The organism is Stutzerimonas stutzeri, from assembly GCF_002909485.1.
GTDB classification, from domain to species: Bacteria; Pseudomonadota; Gammaproteobacteria; order Pseudomonadales; family Pseudomonadaceae; genus Stutzerimonas; species Stutzerimonas stutzeri_AH.
On record NZ_PPXG01000007.1, the window covers coordinates 127,349 to 146,399 of the forward strand.

The 19,051-nt window shown below is 60.2% G+C and carries 19 protein-coding genes; 5 read left to right on the forward strand and 14 right to left on the reverse strand.

Annotated features, from left to right (window positions below):
• Positions 1-422: 422 nt before the first annotated feature.
• Positions 423-3,551 (forward strand): ribonuclease E, encoded by a 3,129-nt coding sequence (rne, locus tag CXK91_RS17130; RefSeq protein ID WP_219811501.1) that lies wholly within the window; start codon positions 423-425, stop codon positions 3,549-3,551.
• A gap of 204 nt (positions 3,552-3,755) precedes the next feature.
• Here the strand turns inward: rne and murB are convergent, their stop codons facing one another.
• The 8 genes from murB to CXK91_RS17170 all read right to left on the reverse strand — a co-directional run bounded on the left by murB (position 3,756) and on the right by CXK91_RS17170 (position 10,585).
• On the reverse strand, positions 3,756-4,775 hold the full coding sequence (murB, locus tag CXK91_RS17135; protein WP_103457297.1) for a UDP-N-acetylmuramate dehydrogenase: 1,020 nt from the start codon (positions 4,773-4,775) through the stop codon (positions 3,756-3,758).
• Positions 4,772-5,236: a low molecular weight protein-tyrosine-phosphatase gene (locus CXK91_RS17140; RefSeq protein ID WP_103457298.1), complete on the reverse strand. Its 465-nt coding sequence runs from the start codon at positions 5,234-5,236 to the stop codon at positions 4,772-4,774. The genes murB and CXK91_RS17140 overlap by 4 nt, the downstream gene beginning before the upstream one ends.
• 1 nt (position 5,237) lies before the next feature.
• Positions 5,238-6,002 (reverse strand): 3-deoxy-manno-octulosonate cytidylyltransferase, encoded by a 765-nt coding sequence (gene kdsB / locus CXK91_RS17145; protein WP_103457299.1) that lies wholly within the window; start codon positions 6,000-6,002, stop codon positions 5,238-5,240.
• Positions 5,999-6,184: a Trm112 family protein gene (locus tag CXK91_RS17150; protein WP_103457300.1), complete on the reverse strand. Its 186-nt coding sequence runs from the start codon at positions 6,182-6,184 to the stop codon at positions 5,999-6,001. Before CXK91_RS17150 ends, kdsB begins: the two co-directional genes overlap by 4 nt.
• Positions 6,185-6,229: 45 nt before the next feature.
• Positions 6,230-7,231: a tetraacyldisaccharide 4'-kinase gene (lpxK, locus tag CXK91_RS17155; RefSeq protein ID WP_103457301.1), complete on the reverse strand. Its 1,002-nt coding sequence runs from the start codon at positions 7,229-7,231 to the stop codon at positions 6,230-6,232.
• Positions 7,231-7,659: an ExbD/TolR family protein gene (locus CXK91_RS17160; RefSeq protein WP_103457302.1), complete on the reverse strand. Its 429-nt coding sequence runs from the start codon at positions 7,657-7,659 to the stop codon at positions 7,231-7,233. The genes lpxK and CXK91_RS17160 overlap by 1 nt, the downstream gene beginning before the upstream one ends.
• Positions 7,656-8,288 (reverse strand): MotA/TolQ/ExbB proton channel family protein, encoded by a 633-nt coding sequence (locus tag CXK91_RS17165; protein ID WP_003283693.1) that lies wholly within the window; start codon positions 8,286-8,288, stop codon positions 7,656-7,658. The genes CXK91_RS17160 and CXK91_RS17165 overlap by 4 nt, the downstream gene beginning before the upstream one ends.
• A gap of 71 nt (positions 8,289-8,359) precedes the next feature.
• Positions 8,360-10,585 carry a DNA internalization-related competence protein ComEC/Rec2 gene (locus CXK91_RS17170; protein WP_103457303.1) on the reverse strand — a complete coding sequence of 742 codons (2,226 nt, stop codon included), beginning with the start codon at positions 10,583-10,585 and terminating at the stop codon, positions 8,360-8,362.
• Positions 10,586-10,735: 150 nt separating this feature from the next.
• Between CXK91_RS17170 and CXK91_RS17175 the strand changes: the two genes are divergently transcribed.
• Positions 10,736-11,251 carry a DUF2062 domain-containing protein gene (locus tag CXK91_RS17175; protein WP_103457304.1) on the forward strand — a complete coding sequence of 172 codons (516 nt, stop codon included), beginning with the start codon at positions 10,736-10,738 and terminating at the stop codon, positions 11,249-11,251.
• Between the two features lie 6 nt (positions 11,252-11,257).
• Here the strand turns inward: CXK91_RS17175 and CXK91_RS17180 are convergent, their stop codons facing one another.
• Genes CXK91_RS17180 through CXK91_RS17190 form a run of 3 tightly spaced genes read right to left on the reverse strand, consistent with a single transcriptional unit; the run spans position 11,258 to position 14,455 of the window.
• A complete protein-coding gene (locus tag CXK91_RS17180) occupies positions 11,258-12,502 on the reverse strand; it encodes a lipoprotein-releasing ABC transporter permease subunit (protein ID WP_103457305.1) in 1,245 nt (414 codons plus the stop codon).
• Positions 12,502-13,200, reverse strand: coding sequence for a lipoprotein-releasing ABC transporter ATP-binding protein LolD (lolD, locus tag CXK91_RS17185; RefSeq protein WP_103457306.1), 699 nt, complete (start codon positions 13,198-13,200; stop codon positions 12,502-12,504). The genes CXK91_RS17180 and lolD overlap by 1 nt, the downstream gene beginning before the upstream one ends.
• 7 nt (positions 13,201-13,207) lie before the next feature.
• Entirely contained in the window at positions 13,208-14,455 is a 1,248-nt protein-coding gene (locus CXK91_RS17190; protein WP_103457307.1) for a lipoprotein-releasing ABC transporter permease subunit, read from the reverse strand.
• 97 nt (positions 14,456-14,552) lie between these two features.
• On the opposite strand from CXK91_RS17190, the gene CXK91_RS17195 reads away from it, so the two are divergent.
• The 3 genes from CXK91_RS17195 to CXK91_RS17205 are packed head-to-tail and all read left to right on the forward strand — an operon-like array spanning position 14,553 to position 16,159.
• Entirely contained in the window at positions 14,553-15,125 is a 573-nt protein-coding gene (locus CXK91_RS17195) for a PilZ domain-containing protein (protein WP_256055760.1), read from the forward strand.
• Between the two features lie 3 nt (positions 15,126-15,128).
• Positions 15,129-15,437, forward strand: a complete 309-nt coding sequence (locus tag CXK91_RS17200) for a phosphodiesterase (protein WP_103457309.1) — start codon at positions 15,129-15,131, stop codon at positions 15,435-15,437.
• Positions 15,434-16,159 carry a glycerophosphodiester phosphodiesterase gene (locus CXK91_RS17205; protein WP_103457310.1) on the forward strand — a complete coding sequence of 242 codons (726 nt, stop codon included), beginning with the start codon at positions 15,434-15,436 and terminating at the stop codon, positions 16,157-16,159. The genes CXK91_RS17200 and CXK91_RS17205 overlap by 4 nt, the downstream gene beginning before the upstream one ends.
• 151 nt (positions 16,160-16,310) lie before the next feature.
• Here CXK91_RS17205 and sthA read toward each other — a convergent pair whose 3' ends face one another.
• From sthA to CXK91_RS17220, 3 genes are all read right to left on the reverse strand, one after another.
• On the reverse strand, positions 16,311-17,705 hold the full coding sequence (sthA, locus tag CXK91_RS17210) for a Si-specific NAD(P)(+) transhydrogenase (protein ID WP_058064813.1): 1,395 nt from the start codon (positions 17,703-17,705) through the stop codon (positions 16,311-16,313).
• Between the two features lie 158 nt (positions 17,706-17,863).
• Positions 17,864-18,091, reverse strand: coding sequence for a (Na+)-NQR maturation NqrM (gene nqrM / locus CXK91_RS17215; protein ID WP_102823543.1), 228 nt, complete (start codon positions 18,089-18,091; stop codon positions 17,864-17,866).
• On the reverse strand, positions 18,088-19,011 hold the full coding sequence (locus CXK91_RS17220) for an FAD:protein FMN transferase (RefSeq protein ID WP_103457434.1): 924 nt from the start codon (positions 19,009-19,011) through the stop codon (positions 18,088-18,090). The genes nqrM and CXK91_RS17220 overlap by 4 nt, the downstream gene beginning before the upstream one ends.
• Positions 19,012-19,051: the final 40 nt, after the last annotated feature.

A 19,051-nucleotide genomic window follows, 5' to 3' on the forward strand; every position in this document is an offset into this window, starting at 1 on the left:
GACGTGAGGCCGTCCGACGGAGCTTCCCTCAATAGTGGTGAAGTTGCGAAACAAGCCTTGAAGACATGATGCGTGCCCCCACTGGGGAATCGCGATAATCGATAACCCGCTCTCTGGATTCTGCGAGCGGCACCCGATTTTCAAAGTATGCGTGTTGGGTGGAGATGCACAGCATCGGATTGCGTAGCAAAGGCTTTCACAGACGCTTCATTCCGTCCGCTACCGATGCCTGATTCCTCCTCCCGAACCATTGCTTCTGTTCCGACAGCAGCAGGAGATGTCGTCGCGACGCCGGCCCATTTGGCCGCACATCGCTGGACACTGGAGTGCCTTACAACCATTCCTGACTCACCTGACACCGACCGCGAGAGTCGTGTGTGCCGAACGCCGTTTCCGGATGCCTCGGAAACCGACGGTACTACATGAAAAGAATGCTAATTAACGCAACTCAGCCTGAAGAGTTGCGTGTCGCACTGGTCGACGGCCAACGTTTGTTCGATCTCGACATCGAATCGGGTGCCCGCGAGCAGAAGAAAGCCAACATCTACAAGGGCAAGATCACCCGCGTAGAACCCAGCCTAGAAGCCGCGTTCGTCGACTTCGGCGCCGAGCGTCACGGCTTCCTCCCCCTTAAAGAAATCTCCCGCGAGTACTTCAGCAAATCCCCTGAAGGCCGCGTAAACATCAAGGACGTCCTGCGCGAAGGCCAGGAAGTGATCGTCCAGGTCGAGAAGGAAGAGCGCGGCAACAAGGGCGCAGCTCTGACCACATTTATCAGCCTCGCCGGCCGCTACCTGGTACTGATGCCCAACAATCCCCGCGCGGGCGGCATCTCTCGCCGTATCGAAGGCGAAGAACGCAATGAGCTGCGCGAAGCCTTGAACGGTCTGGACGTACCTGCAGACATGGGCCTCATCGTCCGTACGGCCGGCCTGGGCCGCTCCAGCGAAGAGCTGCAATGCGACCTGGACTACTTGCTGCAGCTCTGGACCGCGGTCAAGGATGCCTCGCAGGATCGCGTCGCTCCGTTCCTGATCTATCAGGAATCCAACGTCATCATTCGCGCGATCCGTGATTACTTGCGTCAGGACATCGGCGAAGTGCTCATCGACAGCGTCGAAGCACAGGATGAGGCATTGAGCTTCATTCAGCAGGTGATGCCGCAGTACGCCAGCAAGATCAAGCTGTACGAAGACTCGGTGCCGCTGTTCAATCGCTTCCAGATCGAGAGCCAGATCGAGACAGCCTTCCAGCGTGAAGTGAAACTCCCTTCGGGCGGCTCCATCGTCATCGATCCAACCGAAGCACTGGTGTCTATCGACATCAACTCGGCCCGCGCCACAAAAGGCGGCGACATCGAAGAAACCGCGCTGCAGACAAATCTGGAGGCAGCCGAAGAAATCGCTCGTCAACTGCGCCTGCGCGACATCGGCGGCCTGATCGTCATCGACTTCATCGACATGACGCCAGCCAAAAACCAACGTGCCGTCGAAGAAAAAATGCGCGAAGCACTGGAAGCCGACCGAGCACGCATCCAGGTTGGCCGCATCTCGCGCTTCGGCCTTCTGGAAATGTCCCGTCAGCGTCTGCGCCCATCCCTTGGCGAGACTAGCGGCATCGTCTGCCCGCGCTGTAATGGCCAGGGCATCATCCGCGATGTGGAGTCCCTGTCGCTGGCAATTCTGCGCCTGATCGAAGAAGAGGCCCTGAAGGACCGTACCGCCGAGGTTCGCGCCCGAGTGCCGTTCCAGGTCGCCGCATTCCTGTTAAACGAAAAGCGCAACGCGATCACCAAGATCGAACTACGCACCCGCGCTCGCATCTTCATCCTGCCGGACGACCATCTGGAAACGCCGCACTTCGAAGTACAACGCCTGCGCGACGACAGCCCCGAGATATTGGCCGGCCAGGCAAGCTACGAGATGAGCCAGACCGAAGCCGAGGAAGCTCAGCCCGTCAGCTCCACTCGCACCCTGGTTCGCCAGGAAGCCGCAGTCAAGACCGCACCACAGCGCACCGCGCCGGCCCCTGCCGCCGCAGCGCCGGTCGAAACCCCCGCCGCCACACAGGCGCCAGCACCGGAGCCAAGCCTGTTCAAGGGCCTGATCAAGTCCCTGGTCGGCCTGTTCGCAGGCGAGGCGAAAGAGCCGCAAGCCACCGTAGAAGTAGAGAAGAAGCCCGCTTCGCCGCGCCCACAGCGCAACGATGAGCGTCGCAGTGGACGTCAGCAGAACCGCCGCCGTGATTCGCGCGCCGGCCGTGACGAAGAGCGCAAACCACGCGAGGAACGCCAACCCCGCGAAGAACGTCAGCCACGCGAAGAGCGTCAGCCACGTCCGCCGCGTGAAGAGCGCAAGCCACGCGAGCAGACGGAAACCGCAGAGGCGCAGCCGCGGCGCGAACGAGCACCACGCGAAGAACGCAAGCCGCGCGAGGAGCGTAAGCGCGAACTGCGCGCACCGATCGACGAGGCACCTGTAGTCGCTGAAGAAGAGCAGGTGGAACGTCAGCCACGCGCACCGCGCGAGGAGCGCAAACCACGTGTCGAGCAGCAGGCCCCGGCCATCGCTGATGAGATGCTGCAGCAAGCCGAAGATGCAGCTGAGGCTGAAGAGTCTCAGGATGCTAACGACGGCACTGAAGGCAACGAAGGCGACCGCCCACGTCGCCGCTCCCGCGGGCAGCGCCGCCGCAGCAACCGTCGCGAGCGTCAGCGTGATGCCAATGGCAACGAGATCGAGGAAGTCGACGAAAACAACGCTCCGGTCAAAACCGAGGAGATCGCGATAGCTGCAACGGCCGCTGCGCTGGCTGCGAACACCGCTGACACCGAAGCTGCTCCGCAGAAAAAGCTCGCCGATGACGCTGTGATCCAAACCAGCACCGAAGGCGTTGCTACCATTGTCGAACACGCGCAGGTTGCTCAGGACGTGAACGAGGCTGCGATTGCCGAAGCGCCGCTGGTAGCCGAGACGGAGACCGCGGAGATCCTGGTACAACCGATTGAAGCCGCGCAGGAGGAAGCTCCACGGACTGCCAACACCGAGGCAGCTCCACAGCCTGTCTCCGAGCCAGTGGTCGAAAAAACCGAAGCGGCACCGGTCGCCACAGTAGCAGCGACCCCTACCGGTCGAGCACCCAACGATCCGCGCGAAGTCCGTCGTCGCCAGCGCGAAGCCGAGCGCCAGGCCAAGGAGGCAGCCGAAGCTGTCGCCAAGCCTGTTGCAGAGCAGCCGCTTGCCAGCCCGGAAATCGTCGCCAGTGCGCCAGAGGCCGAAGTGCAACCTGAGCAGCCTGCAGCGCACGTAGTACCGGAAACGCAGTCAGAGCAGCTCGCTGATCCCGTAGTCACGCAAGAGCAGCCTACCGCTGTGGAGCAGCCGGCCTTGGTCGTCGAGCCCACTCGGCAAGCGCAGGAGCCAGCCGTCGAGCACAGCGAACAGAAGACGGAAGTACCGGTACACGAGGAGGCTTCTCAGCCAACATCTCAGAAGCCGGAAAACCCTGCAGAAGACGATGAGCCAGACAACCGTGAGAAGCCGCAAGGCTAAACACTACTGGCGAAAAAAAGGGATGCTTCGGCATCCCTTTTTATTTGTGTGCGCTTCTGAAAATGGTGCGCTTTCCTCTTGGCAAGAGGGCAAGCAAACACACCGCGATTGTTCACCACCGCTTGCCGCCGGCCAATAGCCCGGAAAGACCCACCCGATTACAAAGATAATATCCTTGATGCGCGTAGCGCCGAGCCATTGCACTCAGAGCACGTTTGGCTCGATTTCCAGCTCAACACCGAACCGCTCGACCACGTCGGCCTGAATTTGGCGCGCCAGGCCAAGCAGCTGCTTGCCCGTGGCCCTACCATGATTGACCAGCACCAGCGCCTGCAGCCGATGCACGCCGGCGTCGCCGTCACGATAACCTTTCCAGCCAGCTTTCTCGATCAGCCAACCAGCAGCCAGCTTCACCCGACCATCGACCTGCGGGTAGGCCACCAGATCAGGATGACTATCACGAAGCATCTGAGCAACCGCAGCCGATACCAACGGATTCTTGAAGAAGCTGCCGGCGTTGCCCAGCTGTCGCGGGTCAGGCAGCTTCTCACTACGGATGGCACAGACGGCTCGACTCACATCCTGCGCGGTTGGGGTGAGGATCCCCTGCTCCGCAAGCCGCTGACGGATCGGCCCGTACTCGAGATGCAGCATCGCCTGCCGCCGCAGCAGGAAACGCACACGCAGGATCAAATAACGTCCTGGCTGCTGTTTGAACAGACTGTCGCGGTAACTGAAGGCGCAGTCATCGAGGGCGAACTCGCAGAGCGCTCCGGTCTGGCTATCCATTGCGGTGAGCCCGGCGAACACGTCCTTGATCTCGACACCGTAGGCGCCGATGTTCTGGATCGGTGAGGCGCCGACAGTACCCGGTATCAGGCTCAGGTTCTCAAGCCCGACCAAGCCTTGCTCCAGCGTCCATAGCACGAACGGGTGCCATTGCTCCCCGGCCTCCGCTTCGACCAGCACGTGCTTGGCAGACTCGTCGATAATGCGTTTTCCACGACTGGCCATATGCAGCACCAGCGCGGGGACATCACCCGTCAGCAGCAGGTTGCTCCCCCCACCGATTGGCAGCAACGGCACGTCGAGCTGTCGCGCCTGGTCGAGCGCATCGCGCACATCTTCGTCACTATGCGCAGAAGCGAAGAAACGTGCACGCTGGTCGACTGCAAAGGTGTTGAATGACCTAAGCGACCGGTTCGACTCAAGGATCAGACTCACAGTCGCCCCTTTACTTCCACGAGCAACGCATCACAGGCCTTTTCGATAAGGTCCAGGACCTCTTCGAACCCGTCGGCTCCACCGTAGTAAGGATCAGGCACCACCTCAGTTTCCAGACCATAGCGACGCAGCAACAGGTCGAGATCGGCCCTAGCACGATCCGGACGCAGCGACTGCAGACGGGCCATATTGTCGTGATCCATCGCAAGGATCAGATCGAAACGCTCGAAGTCCTCGAGCTGTACCTGGCGCGCGCGCAACGAGGCGATCTGATAACCGCGTCGTCCAGCCGCCTCGCAAGCGCGCGAATCTGGCACCTTGCCAACATGCCAGTCACCGGTCCCGGCCGAATCGATCTCGATTCGATCATCGAGCCCGGATTGCTCAACGCGCTGTCGAAACACACCCTCGGCTGTGGGCGAACGGCAAATGTTGCCCATACATACGAACAGCACTTTCATCTCAGCCACCCAGCAGACGGCGAACCCGCTCCAGATCTTCAGCCGTATCGACGCCAGCGGGCGGCGCCTCCACCGCGTCCGCAACGTGAATACGCTGGCCGTGCCAAAGCGCGCGCAGCTGCTCCAGGCACTCGGTATCCTCGAGCCAGCAGGGGCCCCAGGAAACGAAGTTGGCAAGGAAGTCAGCTCGATAAGCGTAGATCCCGATATGCCGACGGTATGGCACCCCGACAGGCAACTGGTTGCGATCGGCCGCAAACGAATCGCGCGCCCAAGGCAATGGTGCACGGCTGAAGGTCAGCGCCAGGCCGTTGGTATCCGAGAGAACCTTTACCACATTGGGATTGAACAGGGCCTGCACGTCTGTCAACGGTTCGGCGAGCGTCGCGATGGCAGCCTCAGGATGTGCAGCCAGATTCGCTGCAACCTGATCAATCACCACCGGAGGGATCAGCGGCTCGTCACCCTGTACGTTGACCACGATGGCGTCGTGTGACAGCCCGAGCAGCTCAGCCACCTCGGCGAGCCGGTCCGTGCCGGAGTTATGGTCGGGACGGGTCAGCACAACTTGCGCACCGAACGCCGTACAAGCCTCTACGATACGCGGGTCATCGGTAGCGACGACCACGCGCTGCGCCGTGCTTTTGCATGCCTGCTCCCACACATGTCGAATCATCGGTTTGCCGGCAATATCCTGCAGCGGCTTTCCGGGCAGACGAGTCGACGCATAGCGGGCGGGAATCACTACCGTGTAAGCGGTGCTCATTTCTCTAGGCGCTCGTCCACGTCCAGGGTACGGGCTTCGCTCTCGAGCATCACCGGGATGCCGTCACGCACTGGAAAGGCCAGGGCATCGGCCTTGCAGATCAATTCCGACTTATCATCGGTGAGCTTCAGCGGCCCCTTGCATAGCGGGCAGGCCAGAATGTCGAGCAGTTTGGTATCCATGCGCAGTCCTTGGAAGCAGTCGACTGCGATGGCAGATCGAGCCGCTTAAGAGTGATCGGGCAACAATCGCGTCAACTGTCCATCGAACCAGGTGATAAAGGCCGCTGACGGCACAGCCTGCACCTGCAGATACGACCAACCTGGCGGCGCGAATGCCCGGCATTTCACCGCATCCTTCTCGGTCATCACCAGCGGCAGGTCGGGGCTGAATTTCAGCTGCTCCTGACTGTAGGCGGCGTGATCGGCGAAGGGGTGCGGAATCGGTCGCCAGTGTAGCGTTTCGAGCGTGGTGAAGAAACGCCGTGGGTTGCCGATGCCCGCCACCGCGTGCAGCTGTTGCCCGTAGGGAAAGTGATCGAGGGGCCAGCGCTCGCCAGAACACAGCTCGACCAATGCGACCGGCTCAAGGCTGAACGCGTAACCGTTGGCGGTATCTGCCTCGGCACCGTTGAGCAGCACCGCATCCACACTATCCAGGCGCTTGGCCGGCTCACGCAGTGGACCCACCGGCAGGCAGCGACCATTGCCCAGCCCCCGAGCTGCGTCAATCAAGACCAGCTCAAGATCTCGCGCCAAACGATAGTGTTGCAGGCCGTCGTCGGAAAGGATCAGGTCCAGCGACTCTGTTTCCAGCAACTGGCGAACGGCGCGTGATCGATCAGGATCGATCATCAATGGCACACCGGTGCGCTGGACTATCAATAAAGGTTCGTCACCAGATTGCTCAGCGGACTGCTCGGGGCGAACACGCCACGGCAGTGTCGGCGGCTTCGCACCGTAGCCGCGGCTGACGACACCGACACGCAACCCGCGGCGGCGGCAATGCTCGATCAACCAGAGAATCAGGGGTGTCTTGCCGGTTCCGCCCACCGTGATATTGCCCACCACGATGACCGGTATGGGCGCACGATAGGCATTACTCTGGTCGATAAAGCGCTGCCGCCTGGCCTCGACCACGCGCCGGTACAACAGCTCCAGCGGCGTCAACAAGCACAGTGCCGGATGCCCCTCATACCAGGCGCGTTGCAGGCGATCGGCGAATGACATCAGGGCGACGCCTGCGCCTCGACCGTGGTGATCCGCAGCTGACCGAAGCCCAGCTTGCCAGCGGCGTCCATCGCGGTGATCACCGCCTGATGCGGCGTCTTACCGTCGGCGCTAATGATCATCGGAAGACGGTTATCGCCACCGGACTCCTTGCTCAGAGCTGCCATCAGCGAGTTGAGGTCATTCTTCAACAGCGCCTTGCCGTTAAGAGAATAATTGCCAGCCACGTCGATCAATACTTCCAGCTGACGAGTCTCGGAGGACTCTGGGGGCGTGCCGCTTGCCGCTTCCGGCAGATCGACCTTGAGCTGCGTTTCACGAGTGAAAGTGGTGGTGACCACGAAGAACAACAGCAGGATGAACACCACATCGATCAGAGGGGCCAGTCCTATCTCGACGTTCTCGCGGGGTTTGCGACGGAATTTCACGCCTTTTCCTCACCGAGATCGACATCGCGGTCGCCCTGCACCACTTCCACCAGCTTGATCGCTTCCTGCTCCATGCCCACAACCAGCTCGTCAACACGACGCTGCAGGAAACGATGGAAGAATAACGCAGGGATACCGACCATCAGACCAGCAGCAGTGGTGATCAACGCCTTGGCAATACCACCGGCCAGCAGCGGCGCGTTGGCCATGCCCGAATCCATGAAGGCGCTGAATATCTGGATCATGCCCAGCACCGTTCCCAGCAGACCCAGCAGGGGCGCGATGCCAGCAATCGTTCCCAACGCATTGAGGTAGCGCTCAAGGTCATGGACCACCCTGGCCGCTGCTTCCTCGATGCACTCCTTCATGATCTCGCGACCACGCTTGGAATTGCTGAGGCCGGCGGCAAGGATCTCACCCAAGGGAGAGTCTGCGCGAAGCTCTTTAAGCTTCTGGTTGCTGAGTTTCTTATCCTTGATCCATTTCCATACCTGCCCCAGCAGATGGGGCGGTGTAACGCGGCTTGGACGCAGCGTCCACAAGCGTTCAGCGACGATGCCAGCAGCCGCGATGGAACACAGAATGATTGGCAGCATTATCCAGCCGCCTGCTTTGACCAGCTCCCACACGAGATGAATCCCCCTCGAAAAAGTGGCGCCACTCTAGCACAGGGTCGAGGGGGCGCCGACGGCCGCCGTTCTCATTTTTCCCGCCAGAATCGACGTTGTGACCGCTGCACGTCAGCCGGGGAGAAGCGACCAAGATCGATGCGGACGGCGCCATGCACGGCGGTGTCATAAGACTCGATACCGAGAGCCTCCAGGCGGGCGGCGACCTCCGGGTGAGGATGTCCGAACGCATTGTGCAGGCTCCGGGAGATTAGTGCAGCTCTAGGCCCAACGGTGCGCAAAAACGGCTCCGAAGAGGAACTTCGGCTGCCATGATGCGGTAGCAGCAGCCAATGCGCCTGCACCGTTTGCCCGCTCAGGAGCAATGCGCGCTCTGCCGCGTGATCGATATCTCCGGTAAGCAGCATCCGCTCACCATCCGCCTCTACGATCAGAACGCATGAGCGCTGGTTGCTATCGCGTGCCGCCTGCCACTGCCATAAGCGAAAGTGCACGCTATCCCACTGCCACTCGGTACCGTCTTCGCACGTCTCTGCGCCGAGATCAGTGGGATGTCGTTGGGGCTCGCCACTGACGATCCGATCAACCGGCATCAAGCGCCTGATTGCCTGCGCACCACCGGCGTGATCGTTATCCGCGTGGCTGAGCAGCAGCATGTTCAGCCCATCGACTCCCAGGGTCCGCAACGAAGGAAAGACGACGCGCTCGCCCATATCGAAGTCGCCTTGACTCGGCCCGGCGTCGTAGAGAAGCGCGTGCGTGCGTGTCAGCACCAACACCGACAGCCCCTGCCCTACATCCAGCATCCATACCTGCGCGTGCCCCTCAGGCACTGACGCCCGTGGAGGAAAGGCCAGAGGCAGCAACATCACAAGCCCTAGCGCACGCAGCGGTAGCCCAGCGGGTAGCAGCAGCAGAAAAACGCCCAATACGACCGCCGGCCAGGCCCACAATGAAAGGCCGCTAGCAAGCCACGCGGGCTGCCAGTTCGAGATGATCGTCAACAGATCGAACAGCATCGCCAGCGACCAGCCAACCGCCAGCAGCAACGACTCACCAATGCCCCATAGCGGCAGCAACATAGTGCCCAGCAACGCAAAAGGCACCGTCAGGCTCACCCAGGGTACGGCAATAAGATTGGCCAACGGGCCGCTGGCGCTGATCGGCAGCCCCAGCGCCAATAGAAGCGGCAATAGACCAATAGAGGCCGCCCACTGGGCCCGCACCAACGCTTTCCACCAAACCCAATGACCAAGCCGCCCGGAGAACACCAGCGCCAGCACCGCGACAGCACCGAAAGAAAGCCAAAAGCCAGGCTGCAGCGTAACCAGCGGATCGATTAGCAAAACACCGTTGAGCGCCAGTAATAGGGGCTGCCAGACGCCCAGATGGCGAAAGCGCAAACGCCAGATCAGAATTACGGCCACCATGAGGCAGGCACGCCGTACCGGAACATCGAAGCCAGCCAACCAGCCATACGCCAGCGCGCCGGCAAGGGCAAGACCGCACGCCCAGGGTAACCAGGGCACCCGCCGCGGCCAGAGTCCTGAGCGCGCCAATAGCGCAATCAATCCATACAGCATTCCGGCCAGAATGCCGATGTGCTGCCCGGAAATGACCATCAGGTGCACCGTGCCCGTGTCCTGCAAGACCCTCCAGTCGCTTCGACTCAGTCCGGAATCGTCGCCTACTACCAGTGCGGCCACTGCACCTTGCCGGCCAGAAGCTGGAATAGCCATCAGACGGGCTCTCAGCCGGTCACGCCAACCATCGGTCGCTGCGGGGCTCGACAAGCGCTCGCCAGCCTTGACGCTGCCAGTCGCACCTATTCGCCGCGCCAGCAGCCAGGCTTCGTAATCGAAGGATTGCGGATTGACCAGACCGCGGGGACGCTTCAGTCGCGCGGCCAACCGCCAGCGCTCACCGGCCTGCATAGTCGGGCCGCCATACCAGGACAGCCGTACTTTGGATGGCAGCCCGGCATGGCGCGACTCGATATCCACCAGTTCAAAACGGACAACGTTGCCAGCGCTACTGGGCAACCCGGTCACCGTTCCTTCGATCCAGAACGTCCGACCATCCTTCGATGCGGGCAGGCGATCATCGATAGCGGCCTGGCTCTGATAGCACGCCCAGGATAATCCGAGAAGAAACAGCCCCAGCGGCACCCATCGCCTTCGCAGGAGGAGTAAACAGCCCAAAGCGGCAAGCGCCAACCAGCCCCAAACGGCGGGAAGCGCCGGCAAGAAACGTGGCAGCACCAAACCAGCGGCGAGCGCCAGCATCCATGTGCGCATACTTTCTGACTCCCAGGAATCCTTTCCAGGACCGCAATTCGCGGATGGTCAATTTGTCGCAGGCGTAGACGTAATGTCACAAAACTACTGTCAGCGTCGCCCCCCGATTCAAGGCATAATCGCCGGGCTGCAACCTGCCAGAGAACCTTCATGCCGCGTCGTTTTTTCAAACGCTACATGCCACACCCAGATCGCATCAAGACTAACAAGTCGCTGCGTTTTCTTGGCGCGCTGATTCACGATCCTAACCTCTGGCATCTCAATCGGCATTCGGTAGCCCGCGCGATGGCGACCGGACTGTTCTGGGCCATGATCCCAATACCGATGCAGATGGTCGCTGCAGCCCTCTGTGCTTTGCCTTCGCGGGCGAACCTGCCGATCGCAGTAGGACTCGTCTGGCTGACCAACCCGCTGACCATGCCGCCAGTGTTCTACTGCAACTACAAGATTGGCACCTGGCTGCTGGATACTCCGGCGTCCAGCATGCCCGCGGAGCTGAGCCTGGCCTGGGTGCGGTACATGCTGCAGCACAATTGGCAACCGCTGTATCTGGGCTCGCTGGTCAGCGGAGTGGTTCTTGCGATACTTGGTTACGTACTCACCCAGGCCTACTGGCGCTGGTGGGTTGGCCGCAGCTGGCGCAAGCGCCAGAACGACCGCCGCTAAAGCGGATCACTCGTAGCGCAGCGCCTCGGCCGGCTGAGTCTGCGCTGCCCGCCAGGCCGGATAAAGAGTCGCCAGGAAGCTCAAGCTCAACGCAGCCACGGAAACCAGCACAACATCCTCCAGACGCAGCTCCGATGGCAGGGTGCTGATGAAGTAAACGTCCGAACTGAAGATATGCTGGCCAGAAACCCTTTCCAGCCAAGCCACCAAGGCGCTCACGTTCAGCGCTCCAAGCACGCCCAGAATTACCCCGATCACCGTGCCGCTGAAGCCGATGATGCTGCCCTGCACCATGAAGATCGCCATGACCTGCCGGGGTGTAGCTCCCAGAGTGCGCAGAATGGCGATGTCAGCACGCTTGTCGGCGACGACCATGATCAGGGTCGCGATGATGTTGAATGCCGCAACAGCGACGATAAGCATCAGCAACAGACCAATCATGGTCTTTTCCATCTTCATTGCGCTGAACAAACTGCCCTGCGTGTACGACCAGTCCTCCACATGGAAGCCATCACCGAGCGAGGCACTAACCTGAGCAGCCACCTCCGGCGCGCGATACAGATCGCTTAGCTTGAGTCGTACGCCCTGAACCTGCTGCGGACCCCAGCGGTGGATTTGCGCGGCATCAGTACGATGAATCATGCCTAGACTGCCATCCAGGTCAGCACCAACCTTAAACACCCCCACCACATTCAACCGCTGCATACGCGGCGTGATGCCACCTGGCGAGGAGCTGACCTCTGGCACGATCAACGTCAACTTGTCACCCAGCTTCAGACCGAAACGCCTGGCGGTCATCAGCCCGATGATGACGCCGAACTCCCCCGGCTTCAGGTCATTCAGACTACCGCCGACCAGGTGTGAGCCTACGATGGACACATCCGCTTCCGCCTGCGGATCGATACCACTGATCTGGATCGGCTGCATGCTGCCCTTGAACGACAGCATGCCCTCGAGCTGTGTAACCGGCGCCAGGCCTACAACTTGCGGATGTGCCGCCAGACGCGCCGCAACGGCCTGCCAATCATCAAGCGGCTGATCGCCAATGACCGTCGCGTGCGGCACCATGCCAAGAATTCGCGAGCTCATTTCACGCTGAAAACCGTTCATCACCGATAACACCATGATCATCGCCAGCACTCCGAGCGCCAGGCCGATCAATGAAGTCAGGGAAATGAACGAGATGAAGTGATTGCGGCGCTTCGCACGCGTATAGCGACTGCCGATGAAAACACTGAGGGGCCTGAACATTATTCGACCACCAAACGCCCGTCTTCCAGCCGCAGGATCTGATCCATCTGCGCGGCGAGTTGACGATCATGAGTGACGACCAGAAAAGCCGTCTGCAGCGAGGTACTAAGCTCGAGCATCAGGTCCTGAATGCCCTGAGCGGTGTGATGATCGAGGTTGCCGGTGGGCTCATCGAGCAATACCAGGGCTGGTTCGTTGACCAGCGCCCGAGCGATGGCAACTCGCTGCCGCTCGCCGCCCGACAGCTCCGATGGCTTGTGCTCCAGACGATGGCCGAGCCCCACCCGCTGCAGCAGAGCAGCGGCCCGCTGACGCGCCTCCGGGATGGGAGTCCGGCCGATCAGCAGCGGCATGCAGACATTTTCCAGCGCGGTGAACTCGGCGAGCAGATGATGAAACTGATAGACGAAGCCCAGCGCCCGATTGCGCAACAGCCCCCGATCTTTTTCGTTGAGCGCCGATAGCTCTTCACCGGCCAACCAGACGCTACCCTCGCTCGGCGTGTCCAGGCCGCCAAGCAGATTTAGCAAGGTGCTCTTGCCCGAGCCCGAGCTGCCGACAATGGCTACGCGCTGCCCTGGGAAAAGCTCTAGTTGCAGCCCAGCCAATACCTCGACCGATTCGGGGCCCTGCTCGTAGCGCTTGCCCAGATTGCGGCAGCTCAGTACCGCCTGCGTTTGCGAAGACTGCTCGTTCATAACCCGCTCACTCATAACGAAGCGCCTCTGCCGGCTGGGTGCGTGCGGCACGCCAAGCTGGATACAGGGTCGCGAGAAAACTCAAAACCAAAGCTGCGACACAGACCTGGATGACATCGGCAGCCATCAACCGCGACGGCAGATAGTCGATGAAATACACATCGGCACTTAGAAACTTATGGCCGATCAGGCGCTCCAGACCGGCGATCCAGCTGCTCACATTGACCGCAGCGAACATGCCAAGCAACGCGCCTACCAGCGTGCCGACGACACCGATCACTGTCCCCTGCACCATGAAGATTGCCATGATCTGCTTCGGCGTCGCGCCAAGGGTGCGCAGGATGGCGATATCGCCTCGCTTGTCGGTCACGACCATGACCAATGTCGAAATGATGTTGAACGCCGCGACCGCGACGATCAGCAACAGCAGCAGACCAATCATCGCCTTTTCCATACGGATCGCCTGATAGAGGTTGCCGTGAGTGCGGGTCCAATCACGAGAAAAGAAGTCGTCGCCAAGCTGCCCAGCGAGTTCCCAAGCAATGCGCGGTGCCTGGAACAAGTCGTCGAAACGTAGACGCAACCCTTGCACTTGATCCGGCTGCCAACGCTGCAAACGGGCGATGTCGGCGATGTTGGCCAGGGCGACGTAGCCGTCGATCTCGCCCGCTCCCACGTGGAAGATACCGGTCACCGTAAAGCGCTTCATGCGCGGGAACATTCCCGCTGGCGTCACGGTTACCTCGGGCGCCACGAAGGTGATCTTGTCGCCAACGCCTGCACCAAGCTTGGCGGCAGCCTTATCGCCGATGATGATGCCGAAATCCCCGGGTGCCAGATCGTCCAGCGAACCTTCACGAAAGAACTGATCGATGATCGACACCTGCCGTTCGGCCTGGGGATCCACAGCATTTATCAGGATTTTGGTGACCTGTCCCTGATGGGTTAGAAGTCCCTGACTCTGAATAAAGGGCGCGGTGGCCACGACCTGAGAATGGTGCTCGAGACGCGACCCCAGTGCCTGCCAGCCACTGATCGGCGTCGGGCTTTCAATGGTCGCGTGCGGAACCATACCAAGCACGCGAGTGCGCATTTCGTGGTCGAAACCGTTCATCACCGATAGCACGACAATCATCACCAGGACGCCGAGGGCTAGCCCGATCATCGAGGTCAAGGAGATGAAGGAAACGAAAAGACTACGACGTCTGGCGCGGGTGTAACGCGCTCCGATGTATACGGACAGCGGTCTGAACATAAATCGACGGGTTCGCTGGCGGGAAGAAACTAACATGCAGCTGACGCAACCGCGGGGCCTGATACACTCTGGCCACTGCTGCTAACCGGGTATGGTCATGCCGACACAAGACACTGAAGAACGCCGCGAATACTACCGTATCGAAGATCACGTGGCACTGGAAATCATCCCGGCGAACCAGAACGAAGGCTCATGTAGCGAGCCTCTGCCGCCGCTATTCAGCCTGCTTGGCGAGCTGCACCAGCTCGATTTCGAGGCGCAGCATTTGTTGCGCCAGATTGCCGAGAGCAACCGCACGCTGGCCAACTACCTGAAGGTCCAGAACAAGCGAATCGAGCTTCTAGGCCAGGCGTTGGCTCAGGACCTGCTGAAAGATCAGGGCGCGCCACAGCCTGTGGTGTTATCCGAGGGAGGCATCAGCTTCGCCAGTGACAAGCCGCTAAGCAACGGTGAGGTCCTCACCCTGAAGCTGATACTGCTGCCGCAAGGGCTTGGGCTGCTGCTGGAAGCACGGGTCATTTATTGCACAAGCATGGACGATGGACGCTATGACATCGGCACGGAGTTTGAAGCGTTGACTGATGCACAGCGGCAGCTGCTCGCACGGCATATCCTGCAGAAACAGGCGCTGGAGCGGCGCCTGGCCCTGGAAAGCCTGCAAGGAGATTGAACCATGCGCCGCCTGGCGACCCTGTTGTTCGTACTGACACTCAGCCCCAACCTATTTGCCGAAGACATCCGCATATCTGTTGGTCAGCAAGGCCTGCCGGAAATGACAATGCCGACGCGGGGCGATTCAAAAAACCAAGTACTGGATCGCTTCGGCCTTGCCGATGAAGAGCGGCCGACGGTAGGCCGACCGCCCATCACTCGCTGGGACTATCGAGAGTTCTCTGTTTATTTCGAAGGCGACCGTGTCATCAACAGCGTCCGCCATCACCAGCGCCCCCAATTAACGCCAAAGGAAGATCTGCAACCGTGACCCTCATCTACGGCCACCGCGGCGCAAAAGGCGAAGCGCCAGAAAATACCCTGGCGAGCTTCGAGCAATGCCTGCAGCATGGCGTGCGTCGCTGCGAGCTGGATCTGCATCTGTCCCGCGACGGTGAACTGGTGGTCATTCATGATCCAACGCTCAAGCGCACCACCGGGCGCCGCGGAAAGGTCACACAACATGATGCCGAAGATCTGATCAGATACGACGCACGCCTGGGCGGCCCCGGATGGAAAGAGCCATGCCCCATTCCGCGACTGAGCGAGCTATTCGAGAAATGCGATTTCGAACATTGGCAGCTTGAGGTGAAAAGCGCCTCGCGGGTTCGAGCTGCACGCACGGTGACAGCGGTCAGGGAACTCGCAGAGCGCCATCAATTGCTTGATCGCATCACCGTAACGTCCAGTTCGCGAGAGGTACTCCGCGCCCTGAACCGGCTGGCACCGGAGATCTCGCGGGGGCTGGTTGCCGAATACAACTGGCTGGACCCGCTGAAAGTCGCCCGTCAGTATGGCTGTGAGCTACTTGCACTGAAGTGGACCCTATGCTCGCCGGAACGACTGGAAAAAGCGCGTAAACAGGGTCTGCATGTTTCGGTATGGACGGTGAACGAGCCAGCACTGATGCGCCGCCTTGCGGACTTCGGAGTCGACAGCCTGATCACGGACTATCCGGGCCTAGCCGTCGCAACCCTTGCGCAAGCCCGATAGAGTTTAAAACCAACGAACTGCAGCGCAGATCCGACAGCGCATGTCGCTGTCGGATTGCCTTCACCTGATCAAAAGCTCTCCCGGTTAGGCCAGTGCCAATTCCGGGAATCGCTCCCCTCTCCAGCCGTTTCAGGCCACCGGCTGGAGCCGCTCAAAAAAGCCGGTTAAGCCCGTCGAACGCAGCGACCCTGTAGGCTTCAGCCATCGTCGGGTAGTTGAACGTGGTGTTGACGAAGTACTTGATACTGTTCGCCTCACCCTTCTGATTCATGATCGCCTGGCCGATGTGCACGATCTCCGAGGCCTGATAACCGAAGCAGTGCACGCCGAGGACTTCCAGCGTTTCGCGGTGGAAGAGGATCTTCAACATGCCGACCGGCTCGAAGGAAATCTGCGCCCGGGCCATGCTCTTGAAGAATGCCTTGCCTACTTCGTAAGGAATCTTGGCCTGGGTCAGTTCACGCTCGTTCTTGCCGATAGAACTGATCTCGGGAATGGTATAGATGCCAGTCGGCACGTCGTCGACGAATCGCCACGAATCGTTGTTCACAATGCTGCCGGCCGCCGAACGGCCCTGGTCATAGGCAGCACTGGCCAACGATGGCCAGCCGATCACGTCGCCTGCAGCATAAATATTGCCGATTTCGGTGCGGTAATGCTCGTCAACCTGAACCTGACCGCGGCCGTTTGCTTTAAGCCCGATGTTCTCCAGCCCAAGCTTGTCAGTGTTGCCGGTACGCCCGTTGCTCCAGAGGAAAGCGTCAGCCTTGATCTTCTTGCCCGACTTGAGGTGCAGGATCACACCATTTTCCAGCCCTTCGACCCGCTCGTATTCCTCGTTGTGACGAATCAGCACGTTGTTGTTGCGCAGGTGATACCCGAGCGCATCGGAAATCTCGTCATCCAGGAAGCTAAGCAGCTGTTCACGGTTGTCAATCAAATCGACCAGCACGCCAAGCCCGCTGAAAATCGACGCGTATTCACAACCGATGACACCGGCTCCGTAGATGATCATCCGGCGCGGTGTGTGGCTCAGCGTGAGAATGGTGTCACTGTCGTAGATTCGCGGATGACTGAAGTCGACGTCTGCAGGGCGGTAGGGACGCGAACCGGTGGCGATCACAAACTGGTTGGCGACAAGTTTTTCCACCATACCGTTGAGACAGACTACTTCCACGCTCTGCTCATCGGAGAAGCTGGCGGTACCGAAGAAGGTATCGATGCGGTTGCGTGCGTAGTAGGACGTGCGCGATGTGACTTGCTTGCTGATGACCTTCTCGGCGCTTTTCAGCACATCGGGGAAGGAGAACCAGCGCGGCTCGCCGATCTGCCGGAACAGCGGGTTGGTGTTGTACTGCATGATCTGCCGCACCGAGTGCCGCAGGGCCTTGGACGGAATGGTGCCCAAGTGGGTGCAGTTACCACCAACCAGCGGACGGTTGTCTACCACGGCGACCTTGCGTCCTGCCTTGACGGCGTTAATCGCCGCGCCTTCCCCGGCCGGACCGGAACCCAGTACCACCACATCGTAGTTATAGACCGCCATATACACTCCTGAAAACGCAACGGCATACGCCGCTGCTGTCAACGAATTCACCGATACTCAACAACGCCGTCCGACGTAAGCCTTCGAGCAAAGCGCGCCACTTCTTCACCGTGATACGAGACCGCTATCCCCTTGATTCGAAGGCGTGACGCAGCGCATCAACGCTTGGTGGCATCGTAGGCGAGATCGGTGTTGCCCGCGTTCTTCGCCTCGTTCACTTCCTCACACTTCTCACGGCTTCCACCGCAGATGGAGCATTCCTTTTCAATACCTAGATTGGCGATACCACCACAGGACCCCGCGATAGGCTTGCGCCCCATGATTACGCCAATGGCCATACCAAAGACGACGAGCAGCATTACCAAAAAAACCAGTAACCAAGTCATTGCTCTACTCCCGCACCGAACAGCTCATCGAAAGCCTTGGTGCTTGTTGTGACGAAACCCTGCCCTTCACGGACGACGAAGAACGCAGCAATGCCATCACGCTCGGCAAGCGCCAGCCCCTTCTCGGGGCCAAGCACCATCAACGCAGTGGACAGCCCATCAGCCCGCAAGGTCGATTTGTCTATTACCGTAACCGCGGCCAGCTGATGCTCGATCGGCTGCCCGCTCTGCGGATCGAGCGTATGCGAATAACGCCGCCCGTCGCGCTCGAAATAATTGCGATAATCACCCGAGGTGGATACTCCCATGCCATCGAGCTCGACGATTTTTTGCGCAACACGCTGGTCGTCACGAGGCGCTTCGATCGCGATACGCCATGGTGAACCATCCGGCTTGCGTCCTTCGGCTTTCAGCTCGCCGGTGATTTCCACCAGATAGCTCTGTACCCCGAGCGCCTTCAATCGGTCGATTACCAGATCCACGGCATACCCGGCAGCAATACTGTTGAAATCCAGCTGCAGCGCAACCGCCTTGCACAGGCGATCGCCATCGATCCTCAAATACTGATGACCGGTGAGCGCTCGCGCCGCACTGATCTCCTCGACCGAGGGCACACGTTCGCCGCGCCCCTGCGGGCCGAAGCCCCAAAGGTTGAGCAGCGGCTCGAGTGTAAGGTCGAATGCGCCATCGCTGTCGGCCGATAGCTGGCCGCCCGCTGCGACCAATTCGCGCACCATATTTGGCATCGGTTCGCAGCTGCCGGCCGGCAGCGCATTGAATCGCTCGACATCCGAATCGCTACGGTAGGTAGACAGTTGCTTGTCGAGCTGACTGAGGATGGCCTCGACCTCGCCGTGCAGCACTTCTTTGGCGGGGCCGTCGCCGCTACGCACATATTTGACCGTATAGGTACTGCCCATGGTAGGGCCAGTAAAGGCTTCCACCTTGTCCTGAAACAGA

What these genes read in the sequence shown, in the direction of transcription:
- kdsB (WP_103457299.1), bottom strand. Translation starts at nt 6,002, where the DNA reads ATGAGCACCGCTTACACGGTAGTGATTCCCGCCCGCTATGCGTCGACT.
- rne (WP_219811501.1), top strand. Translation starts at nt 423, where the DNA reads ATGAAAAGAATGCTAATTAACGCAACTCAGCCTGAAGAGTTGCGTGTC.
- CXK91_RS17180 (WP_103457305.1), bottom strand. Translation starts at nt 12,502, where the DNA reads ATGTTCAGGCCCCTCAGTGTTTTCATCGGCAGTCGCTATACGCGTGCG.
- CXK91_RS17190 (WP_103457307.1), bottom strand. Translation starts at nt 14,455, where the DNA reads ATGTTCAGACCGCTGTCCGTATACATCGGAGCGCGTTACACCCGCGCC.
- CXK91_RS17170 (WP_103457303.1), bottom strand. Translation starts at nt 10,585, where the DNA reads ATGCGCACATGGATGCTGGCGCTCGCCGCTGGTTTGGTGCTGCCACGT.
- CXK91_RS17175 (WP_103457304.1), top strand. Translation starts at nt 10,736, where the DNA reads ATGCCGCGTCGTTTTTTCAAACGCTACATGCCACACCCAGATCGCATC.
- lolD (WP_103457306.1), bottom strand. Translation starts at nt 13,200, where the DNA reads ATGAACGAGCAGTCTTCGCAAACGCAGGCGGTACTGAGCTGCCGCAAT.
- nqrM (WP_102823543.1), bottom strand. Translation starts at nt 18,091, where the DNA reads ATGACTTGGTTACTGGTTTTTTTGGTAATGCTGCTCGTCGTCTTTGGT.
- lpxK (WP_103457301.1), bottom strand. Translation starts at nt 7,231, where the DNA reads ATGTCATTCGCCGATCGCCTGCAACGCGCCTGGTATGAGGGGCATCCG.
- CXK91_RS17200 (WP_103457309.1), top strand. Translation starts at nt 15,129, where the DNA reads ATGCGCCGCCTGGCGACCCTGTTGTTCGTACTGACACTCAGCCCCAAC.
- CXK91_RS17195 (WP_256055760.1), top strand. Translation starts at nt 14,553, where the DNA reads ATGCCGACACAAGACACTGAAGAACGCCGCGAATACTACCGTATCGAA.
- sthA (WP_058064813.1), bottom strand. Translation starts at nt 17,705, where the DNA reads ATGGCGGTCTATAACTACGATGTGGTGGTACTGGGTTCCGGTCCGGCC.
- CXK91_RS17140 (WP_103457298.1), bottom strand. Translation starts at nt 5,236, where the DNA reads ATGAAAGTGCTGTTCGTATGTATGGGCAACATTTGCCGTTCGCCCACA.
- CXK91_RS17150 (WP_103457300.1), bottom strand. Translation starts at nt 6,184, where the DNA reads ATGGATACCAAACTGCTCGACATTCTGGCCTGCCCGCTATGCAAGGGG.
- CXK91_RS17220 (WP_103457434.1), bottom strand. Translation starts at nt 19,011, where the DNA reads ATGGGCAGTACCTATACGGTCAAATATGTGCGTAGCGGCGACGGCCCC.